At 51.8% G+C, this 8,250-nt stretch carries 4 protein-coding genes (1 of these 4 cut by a window edge); all 4 read right to left on the bottom strand.

The window, feature by feature from the left end; genetic code table 11:
- Positions 1–13 precede the first annotated feature (13 nt).
- Tightly spaced (at most 45 nt apart), the 4 genes in view from LF929_RS02370 to LF929_RS02355 form a layout consistent with a single transcriptional unit that may run on beyond the window.
- Positions 14–379, bottom strand: coding sequence for a hypothetical protein (locus LF929_RS02370; protein ID WP_226093247.1), 366 nt, complete (start codon positions 377–379; stop codon positions 14–16).
- Positions 376–1,542 (bottom strand): cupin-like domain-containing protein, encoded by a 1,167-nt coding sequence (locus LF929_RS02365; RefSeq protein WP_016940741.1) that lies wholly within the window; start codon positions 1,540–1,542, stop codon positions 376–378. Before LF929_RS02365 ends, LF929_RS02370 begins: the two co-directional genes overlap by 4 nt.
- A gap of 25 nt (positions 1,543–1,567) precedes the next feature.
- On the bottom strand, positions 1,568–1,837 hold the full coding sequence (locus tag LF929_RS02360) for an acyl carrier protein (protein ID WP_016940742.1): 270 nt from the start codon (positions 1,835–1,837) through the stop codon (positions 1,568–1,570).
- 45 nt (positions 1,838–1,882) lie between these two features.
- Positions 1,883–8,250: the 3' portion of an SDR family NAD(P)-dependent oxidoreductase gene (locus LF929_RS02355; RefSeq protein WP_226093246.1), read on the bottom strand. The gene runs 14,020 nt beyond the window's last position; only the last 6,368 of its 20,388 coding nucleotides appear in the window; its start codon lies off the right edge, out of view; it ends in the stop codon at positions 1,883–1,885.

The raw sequence follows: 8,250 nt of genomic DNA, 5'->3' as shown, positions 1-8,250 counted from the left end.
TTAGACGAATGGCTTACTCACTCGCTGACAGTTGTAACTTGTCCCGCTTAAATACCTTGACGGTACCGGTCTGGGTGTCCCTGACCGCCACCAGACTGCCGAAGTTAAACTTCTTCAATACAAAACGGTCGATCAATTCCGCCTCAGAAAGCTCTTTGCCCAGACGATAATCTTTTTTATCGAAATCCTGCCATGATTCATCGGCCCGATACCGAAACCAAAGAGGCTTAAGCCGACTATATTGCACGTTATCGCCCGCCAGAAACTCCTGGAGCGTATCTGCTGATGCCTGATCATCATTCAGAATGTAATACGCTTTATCCGTCGGACGAATAATCATGTTGAACAGGCCGGAATTTACCAGATATTCCTTCATCATTTATCTCCCTTACTCAGGACATCGCCGGTGGTGTTGTAGGCAGAAAAATAATTCTCATCTCCGATAGCTTTGGATTTCTTACCTAAACTGTTGAAAATATCGAATTTGAATTTGATAAAAGATGGGTCTGAATTCAGGATATTGTCATATACCGGCATCAGTGTCGGGACATCTTTTCCTTTTGTCATGGTCTCCAGATCCACTTCCGTCATTCGCATATTAGCCATGATCTGCAATGGCGTAGTATTGATGACAGCGTGAGGCCAGTATTTGGTGAAAAAGAGGACATCGCCCGGTTCCAAATCGACATAGAACTTGGGTGCATAAGCGTAAAGTGGATTGTGAATTTTATGGAAATTGATATCCAAACGAGCATCCATCTTCGCTGACATCCCATTTGCCCCATCAAGGAATGGGCGCAAAATATATCCCAAGCGGGGATCGACAAAGTACCAACGTTTTACCCCGCTGATCATCAACGCGCAGGAAATATCATTCCCTTGATGCCAGTTCGTTCCCCAGGTACGAAGATTACCGACAAATAGCTGGCTGAAACTATTTGCTGAATGGCCATGGAAAAGATCGAGAATTTTCCCGGCACCGACTTCATCGATCAAATCAGGGTAGTCATTAAAAATTTCCGCAGAGTTATTAATGTAGTAACTCACCTTGGAATCTTTATCTAATTGAGAACGGAGTATTGTTTCCAGTTTGAGTTTCTTCAAACTGTTTCCCTTCTCATCATAGCCGACGGCGATAATCTCTGTATCTTTATAGTGCTCAATCAGATAATCGTGGGTCCATTCCTGAACGGCCTTCGTGTCATTAAGAAAACCTTTGGCAATGATCGGCGGGTTGCTGGCGTCATTGATCATCTTCTGAAACGTCGTCCGATCCATATCTGAAAAGTCGTAGGACTTCATTTTAATGAAGGTGTCAGCACAGTCCGTCGCGTAGAAATCAGGATACGCAGCTTGCAAATCTGCTAATTTTTTCTCAAATAAATCACGTTCAAACGTTTCCATAAAATCGGGAGATTTCAGCACCAGTCGCATATGCATCATAAAGTGAAAATTGGCCTGTTCTTCCTGATCCAGAAAGAAAGAAGGCATCATTTCAAATACTTTCCGCTGCGTTTCGCTTTGAATATCATATTTTTCCATAAATATATTCCCTTTGGGTTCAGGCTCAGAGAAGAGCAGTTTCAAGGTTATTGAAATGATGCTTTTTCAAATACTCACTCAACCCCTGAAGCGAGTTGACTTCCAGAAAAACAACCGGAGTCAGCTTGATAGAGAAAAATTTGTTCAGATCCGCGCAATATTGATTAACCTCCATCGACTCAAATCCATATTCATCAATGTCGCTTTCCCACTCGATACTCGCTTGTTCACATTTCAGTATTTTTGCTGCAAGTGCAACAAGATAACCTGACAACGCTTCGTCTAACTCACCCATTATTCACCTCTATTTCATCCAGAAATCACAACACTAACTCCGTGTTTACTCCACAACAGAACGCGGTTCCGCGCCTGTCGAAACTGAACCATTTTCATTATTTGCCGGGATATCGTCGAAACCGTCGTGCCAGCAAAAGACCTTCTGCAACGGATTGACCGGGAGATGGAGTTTTTGTATCCCTTCCCCCTGCCCTTGCGCCTGGCGTAACGGCGTCCAATCCACAGCGTGGCCCGCCAGCCAATCCATCACCACGTGCCGCATGTCATCGCTGAAATGGGACAGGCCCGCCGCGATATCCGCTGACATGTGACGGCTGTCATAAATGTCAGTTTGATTACCCGCACGGGATCGCCAGCGCTGCAAACGTTCTTGCAACTGCGCAATACTTGCCGCGCTGACAGCCAACCGTACGGCCCGATGTTCCCTGCCCTGTTGCAGGGTATATGCGAGTTGCTCCAGATAGACCGACTCCGTAGCAGGCTGCTTTTCCGCCGTCGGTGCCCCCGAAATAAACTTGCCCTCAGCGATATCTGCCTGAGCACGCGGCAAAAAATCCAGGTAATCACTCACCAACGTGTTTAATCTGGCTTCATCCGCTTCAGAAAACAGGAAAATAAAAGGCTGGGGTGTCTGCCTGCTGGAAGGCTTGAATAACTCGACTCGTTGCTCTGCTTCATATTCCTCAAGCAGCAGGTGTGCATTTACCCCCCCAATACTCATGGAGTGGATAGCACCGCGCCGGGGTACATGGTCATGTTTCTCCCAGGCCCGCTCTTCTCTGAGTAGCTCAAAGCCATCGGTCAGGGTGATCCCTTCGTTCAGTTCGCCCAGCCCCTCGATTTTTGCCAGACGACGGTGGTACATCGACAACACCATTTTCACCAATACCGGAAAAGTCGATGCCGTTTCAGCATGACCAGTCAACGGCTTGAGAGAACCAATGGCAATGGAAGACGCACGACTTTCTGCTGGGATATTGCTGGCCTGGATAGGGTTCTTCTGTGCGTTGCTCTCCTGCAGATAAGGGCCATATACCGCCTGAATCGCAACCAATTCAGAAGCATCCCCCAACTGGGAACCGTTGGCTTCCGGTTCAATATAAGAGACGGTCGCCGGGTCAATACCAGCCTCGCTGAAAGCGGCGACGATGGCTGATTTTTGCCCTTCAATATTCGGGCTATACCACTTCAGAGGGGCTTTGCCACCATGACTGATGCCGACGCCTTTTACATTGGCATAGATAGCATCCCCCTGCACCAACGCTTCCGCCTCTGCCTTCAGGATAATGGCTCCGACGACTTCACTTTTCACATAGCCATCAGAGTCATGGGCAAAGCTTTTCGTCACGGGATGAGAGCTATACAGAGCCTGATCGTCAGTGCGGTTTTGAATGAAGGGAGAAAGCCCCAGCTCCGCCGTGGCAACAATCGCCTGCTCGCAACGCCCTTCCTTAATAGCGCTCATGGCATGCCTAATCGCCACCAGAAAGCTGGCACACCCGGTTTCAACAATTTCACTCAACCCGGATAGGTTCAGAATATTTGAGATACGATTGGCATACGCTGATATCTGTTCCGCCTGAAAACGCCACTGTGCCATCTGTGCCGGATCCTGCCTGGCAGGAATATCCTGATAGCCGGAATGACCACGCGTCGCCACGAAGAGTCCGGTTCGTTTTTCACGGAACTGACTCAGGGTATATCCAGCATCCGCCACGGCTTGCCAGATAACTTCGAGCAATTTCCGCATCTGGGGATCGAGCTTTTGGGCTTCCTTGTGGGGGACTTTGAACAGTTTGCGATCGAAATACTCGACGCCGTCGAGATAACCGCCGATACGACGGCTACCGCTATCCTGCTCATCCAGCGCCATCAGGTATCTGCGCTTGTCGCTTAAAACAGAAAGCGTTGTACGGCTCGCACTCAGGTTTTCCCAGAATTCAGAGATATTCTCCGCCTGAGGGAAAATGCCTGCCATACCGATAATACTGATATTCTGCACCGGCCCTTCTCCGGTTACCGCTATCTTTTCATCTACGCGCTTTTGAGGGTCCGCTTGCTTTTGCGCATCCCACGGTTCTGTAGGCAAGGCCTGGCTACCAAGCGTTGCCAACTGCTCGCCAAAATGACTGCGCAGGTAGTGCTGAATTTCCCCGATGGTGCGGTACTCCATAAACAGCGAGCGAGACACATCAGGGAATGTTTTCCTGAGCTTGTTTAACAGGTCGACGGACACCACCGAATCCATCCCCAGCTCTTCCAGAGCACGATCCGGGCTCATGACCTCTTCGGAGACTTTGAGTTGCCGACTGATCAGCTGTATCAGATAGGTATCCAGATTAAAGGGAGGATTGACGCCCTCTGGCGCAACATCCTCCGATAACGACGACGGTACGCGGGCTGATTGTTCCGGTACCAGGTGAGCGCCATTGTCATCAGATAAACGCGCAACGACACGGCGTTGCCCCTGACCTTCCGGAAGCCAGAACCGCTGACAGTCGAATGGGTAGGTCGGCAGGCTGAGACGACGCGGACGCTGCCCTTGGTACAGACCAGACCAGTCAAACTCCAGTCCCTGGCACCACAGGTTCAGCAACCTGGCGTATTTCCCACGCTCAGCCCATTTTGCAATGGCTTCACTCAACTCTTCATCAGCAGAAAACTGAGCCAGCAGACCTTTATGACTGCCGCGGTGGCCCCGGTATGTGTCGTCGGGGTTCCCGGTATCGTTCAGAAAACCGTCCATTTTTGCCAACAGTTCATCGAATGACGTCACGATCCATCCCAGCCGTGCCTCCATCGCATCACGCCCGACTTGCAGCGTATAGGCCAGATGACCCAACGTCAGATCAGGGTCTTCACGATGCTGCGCCAGATACTGCCTGAGATTCTGAGCGACCCGCCGTAAACGCACATCGTCTTTGGCAGACAACAGCACCACATAACGGTCCTGTACGGCCTGGCGTGCCGGGCGGGTATCCCGATATTCCTCTATCACCACATGCGCATTGGCCCCGCCAAAACCAAAAGAGCTGACGCCAGCCCGCCGCGGCAAGGTTTCTCCACGGGCGTTTTTCAACGCATGCCAGGGACGAGTCTCGCTAACGATATAAAAAGGTGTTCCCGTGAAATCGATATAGGGATTCGGTTCTTCATAATGCAGGCTCTTCACCAGAGTTTGATGCTTCATTTGCAGCAGCACTTTGATGACGCCAGCAATCCCTGCCGCCATCTCCAGATGCCCGATATTGGTTTTCACCGACCCGATGCCGCACGCGGTATCGCTATATTCCTCACCAGAATAATCGGCCTTCATGGTGTTAAAGGCTGTTTTCAGGCTGTTGATTTCAATCGGATCGCCCAGTTTCGTCCCCGTACCATGGGCCTCGATGTAGCTGATACTCCTGGGATCAATACCGGCATTCCGGTAGGCACTTTCCAGCAATGCAACCTGAGCCTTTGGATTCGGTGCCGTCAGAGAGCTGGCCCGCCCGCCGTGATTCTGCGCACTGCCGCGGATCACGCCATAAATATGATCACCGTCCGCTTCTGCGGCCGATAAGCGTTTGAGCAGTAACATCCCAACGCCTTCTCCCCGAACATAACCGTCAGCCTTGCTGGAAAAGGTTTTACAACGACCGTCGGAGGCCAGCATGCCGGCTTTGCAGAAGCTGACAAACGTATCCGGCGTCACCAGCGTATTGATCCCGCCGACAATCACCATATCGCAGCCTTCATGGCGCAAGGCCGATACGCCACGATGGATAGCAATCAAAGAGGATGAACACGCCGTTTCAATCGGCTCGCTCGGACCGTGAACATTGAGAAAATAACTCATCCGATTCGGCCCGATAGAAGGAACAATTCCCGTTGCGGTGAAGCCCTCGGCCGGCAGCTTCGCATCAACAATCAGGCCGGAATAACCGGTGTTCCCCGTTCCCACATAGATGCCCAGCGCGCTGCCGGACAGAGAACTGGCCGAATAACCGGCATCTTCAATCACTTTCCAGACATGGGTCATCAACAAACGTTGTTGCGGGTCCATTAATTCAGCTTCACGGGGAGAGATGCCGAAAAACAGCGGATCGAATTCCGCCATATCCTGGATAAACCCGCCCCAGCGAATGCTGTCCTTGTTTTCAGCGCCCTCCACCTCTTGCAAGTAATCCCGCCAATTCCAACGGATGGGCGGAACCTCACTGATACAGTCTTTGCCCTGAAGCAGATTGTCCCAATAGGCGTCCAGATCTGGGGCCATCGGGAAGCTACCGCTCATTCCCACAATCGCAATCGCTTCCTGTTCATCACGCTTGCTGACTGACGCTGGTGATGATGGCGTCCCTACCGGGTGTACGTCATCCGCCGCATTCGCTGGCTGAATGCGGCCCTGCGCTGACGGCTGCACCATCACTTTGGCCGCAAAGAGATGGCTGAAGCTCTCCTGATAATTCTCGGCCAGATACGCGGTTAATCCGGCGATAGTCGGATATTCAAAAAACACGGTCGGGAGCAGATCCAACGTATATTGCCGGTTCAGCTTATTCGCAAAACCGGTCGTCAGAATGGAGTCAAAACCCAGCTCATTCAGCTCAATATCGGTATCAATGTCTGCAACGTTTACTTGTAACAGCGTCGAGACTTCCTGCAACAGAAGCGACTGAATCGCCTCACGCAATGCCTGAATATCCAATGCGGTATGACGGGAGACAGTCTGTTCCCCGGCTGGTGCAGGTTGCCAGAAATCAGCGGCAGCCTGATCTGAATGTTCCGCCAGAGACGGACTGACCGTTTCATGACGGGCAAACGTGTCATGGGTGCCCTCTTTATGCGAAAAATCTGTAAATTTTGCTGCAAATACCGCCTGATAGGTTTCCGTCAGATAGCCGCTCAACGCCGAAATGGTCGGATACTCAAAAAAGACGGTCGGGAGCAGATCAAGCTCGTACTGGCGATTCAGCTTGTTGGCAAACCCCGTGGTCAGAATTGAATCAAAGCCCAGCTCGGTCAGTTCAAGATCCACATCGATCTCTGCCTTGTCCACATCAAGTAATGCGGATATCTCGCGGATCAACAGTTGCTGAACCGCGCTCTCCAGACCGGGCCGATCAATCCGTATTGCTGCCAGATGACCAGCCCCTTGAGCCTGATGGGCTAATACCGGATCCTCGCGGCGCGTTTCATCTGCTTTTTCCGGCTGAAGTACCGTTATCGATGAACGTGCGCTGAGCGTCTGGCGCAACATTTCAATGTCGCCCGCAATCACCAACACCTGGTTTTCGTCCCGTGCAATCGCCTGATAGAAAGCCTGAAGACCGGCCTGCGTCGACATCGCAATCATGCCGGTGCTTTGGTACATCATGGTCTCGAAGGCATCATCGACTTTCATCCCGCCTTCTTTCCAGAGCGGCCAATTGATCGCCAGGGTTCTTCCCATCCGCGACTGAGTAGCCACCTGTTGCTGGCGATAGTGGGCGTAGGCATCCATGAAACTATTGGCGGTAACATAATCGGCCTGTCCCGGATTCCCTAAGCCCGCCGCGGTTGAAGAAAACAGAATAAAGAAATCCAGTGGATGCTGTGCTAAAGCCTGATCCAGATTCACTACCCCCTGAACTTTGGGGGCCAGCACCGCCTGAAAGTCCGCCGCAGACTTTTTCAGAATGTAGCTGTCACGCAGTACACCGGCACAGTGCAGAACACCGTTGATCGTTCCGTACTGTGCCGTCACGGCAGTGATCAGCGCCTCAACACCTGGCCTATCGCAAACGTCAAGCGTTCGATAATCGACCTGTGCTCCCAGCGCCTCCAACTGGCTGACCGAGGTCTGAATCCGAGGGGTCATGGCAGAGCGCCCGGTTAAAATCAACCTGGCTTTGCGGGTCTGACGGGCGATTTCTGTTGCGAAAATCAGCCCCAGGCCACCGGCTCCGCCCGTAATGAGATAAACGCCCTGTTCCTTCCACGGCATGCGGGTGAACGGAGGCAACGCTGATGAAGGGGAAACAGCCCGCCCGCCAGTCATCGCGCACACTTCCCGCCAGGACAGCACCTGACGTCCTTCCCGGCCATAGCGAATGTGGATATCTTCCGGCATCAGGCTACTTTTCCGCAGTTTCTCATCCACATCCTCGGCACTGGCCGCCACATCCAACTCAATCAGTTGACCGATAACGTTGGCGTTCTCTAAACGTGCCGTTTTTAACAAGCCATTCAGAGCGGTTAATAGCCGGGTCGGGAAATCGCCGACCACCACCAATTGCAGTAACACCGGCTGTTTGGGCTTGCTGGCTAACATCGCTTGCACCTGTGCAAACAGTGCCAGCGCATGCTGATGAAAGTTCAGCGCGATATCGCCCGTGTCCTGCACCGGTAAAACGACGTCGTCCGTCAGGCCAATATCGTTGCCGATAG

This window comes from Dickeya oryzae, assembly GCF_020406815.2.
Classification (GTDB): domain Bacteria; phylum Pseudomonadota; class Gammaproteobacteria; order Enterobacterales; family Enterobacteriaceae; genus Dickeya; species Dickeya oryzae.
This window is presented reverse-complemented; position numbering and strand designations above follow the sequence as displayed.

Excerpts from the sequence above, each read along its gene's own strand:
- LF929_RS02370 (WP_226093247.1), bottom strand. The coding sequence starts at position 379 with ATGATGAAGGAATATCTGGTAAATTCCGGCCTGTTCAACATGATTATT.
- LF929_RS02365 (WP_016940741.1), bottom strand. The coding sequence starts at position 1,542 with ATGGAAAAATATGATATTCAAAGCGAAACGCAGCGGAAAGTATTTGAA.
- LF929_RS02360 (WP_016940742.1), bottom strand. The coding sequence starts at position 1,837 with ATGGGTGAGTTAGACGAAGCGTTGTCAGGTTATCTTGTTGCACTTGCA.